Below are 1,368 nucleotides of genomic sequence, written 5' to 3'. Positions count from 1 at the left end.
TTTGATTGGCTTAAATAGTTAAATCGTTTTTGACTCGCCAATCCGAGTAAAAAACGTGAATTGACTACAGGCTATTTTGTTTAGTTTTCAAGGTTCAAATGTCGGCCGCCTTCAAAACAGCGACTTTATTAATATACCATTTTAATTGTTATAAGTCAACAATCAATTCAAAAATAATGGTGGAGCCTAGCGGGATCGAACCGCTGACCTCCTGCGTGCAAAGCAGGCGCTCTCCCAGCTGAGCTAAGGCCCCACAATCAAAATCGGGAAGACAGGATTCGAACCTGCGACCCCTTGGTCCCAAACCAAGTGCTCTACCAAGCTGAGCTACTTCCCGTTATATGGCGCGCCCGAGAGGAGTCGAACCCCTAACCTTCTGATCCGTAGTCAGACGCTCTATCCAATTGAGCTACGGGCGCAATATATATGGTGCCGAGGGCCGGACTCGAACCGGCACGGTGGTAACCCACCGCAGGATTTTAAGTCCTGTGCGTCTGCCAATTCCGCCACCCCGGCAGGACTTATGGAGCGGAAGACGGGATTCGAACCCGCGACCCCCACCTTGGCAAGGTGGTGTTCTACCACTGAACTACTTCCGCAATTATATTTAATTAAATGGTGCGGGTGGAGGGAGTCGAACCCCCACGTCGTAAGACACTAGATCCTAAGTCTAGCGCGTCTGCCAATTCCGCCACACCCGCAAAGGTGGTGAGCCATGGAGGATTCGAACCTCCGACCCTCTGATTAAAAGTCAGATGCTCTACCGACTGAGCTAATGGCTCAAAACATTGAGAACTAGAACGTTGTTCTAATAAATATTTGTCTGTTATCTAAGTGGTGCCGGCCGAGGGACTCGAACCCCCAACCTACTGATTACAAGTCAGTTGCTCTGCCAGATTGAGCTAGGCCGGCTTATATTAGATTGTTAAAATGGTGGAGGATGGCGGGCTCGAACCACCGACCCCTTGCTTGTAAGGCAAGTGCTCTCCCAGCTGAGCTAATCCTCCAGGGTCAATTGCCCGGCAACGTCCTACTCTCACAGGGGAAACACCCCAATTACCATCGGCGCTAGAGAGCTTAACTGCTGTGTTCGGCATGGGAACAGGTGTGACCTCTCTGCCATCGTCACCGGACCTTTTTAGGCCGCTTATGTAAAACCTTTTTTCAAGGACAAGTAATATTATATTCACCTTACGCTAAAAATGCAAGGACTTTTTTATATTTTTTCTAGATTTTTTTGTTTCTAGAGAAAAAGATCAAAAGGTTAACAACCTTCAAAACTAAATACGAACCACCAAACATCTGCGCGTCTTTTCTATTCGAAGTTAAGTCCTCGATCGATTAGTATCCGTCAGCTCCACGTGTCAC

At 47.8% G+C, this 1,368-nt stretch carries 9 tRNA genes and 1 rRNA gene; all 10 read right to left on the bottom strand.

From position 1 onward, the window contains the following. Positions 1-177: 177 nt before the first annotated feature. The 10 genes from ACFSW4_RS03920 to rrf all read right to left on the bottom strand — a co-directional run bounded on the left by ACFSW4_RS03920 (position 178) and on the right by rrf (position 1,133). Positions 178-253, bottom strand: a tRNA-Ala gene (locus tag ACFSW4_RS03920). 10 nt (positions 254-263) lie between these two features. Beyond that, a tRNA-Pro gene (locus ACFSW4_RS03915) sits at positions 264-337 on the bottom strand. A gap of 5 nt (positions 338-342) precedes the next feature. Continuing rightward, positions 343-419, bottom strand: a tRNA-Arg gene (locus tag ACFSW4_RS03910). Between the two features lie 8 nt (positions 420-427). Continuing rightward, positions 428-516: transfer RNA gene (locus ACFSW4_RS03905), tRNA-Leu, on the bottom strand. A gap of 8 nt (positions 517-524) precedes the next feature. Next, positions 525-599: transfer RNA gene (locus ACFSW4_RS03900), tRNA-Gly, on the bottom strand. Positions 600-616: 17 nt separating this feature from the next. Continuing rightward, positions 617-701 (bottom strand) — tRNA-Leu (locus ACFSW4_RS03895). A 5-nt stretch (positions 702-706) separates the two neighbouring features. Beyond that, positions 707-782: transfer RNA gene (locus ACFSW4_RS03890), tRNA-Lys, on the bottom strand. 53 nt (positions 783-835) lie between these two features. Next, positions 836-912: transfer RNA gene (locus tag ACFSW4_RS03885), tRNA-Thr, on the bottom strand. A 19-nt stretch (positions 913-931) separates the two neighbouring features. Next, positions 932-1,007, bottom strand: a tRNA-Val gene (locus ACFSW4_RS03880). A 10-nt stretch (positions 1,008-1,017) separates the two neighbouring features. Then, positions 1,018-1,133: ribosomal RNA gene (gene rrf / locus ACFSW4_RS03875) — 5S ribosomal RNA — on the bottom strand. Positions 1,134-1,368: the final 235 nt, after the last annotated feature.

The organism is Piscibacillus salipiscarius (assembly GCF_042685285.1).
GTDB lineage: Bacteria > Bacillota > Bacilli > Bacillales > Alkalibacillaceae > Piscibacillus > Piscibacillus salipiscarius.
Note: the sequence above shows the minus strand (reverse complement) of the source record. Positions and strands in the feature narration are given on the sequence as shown.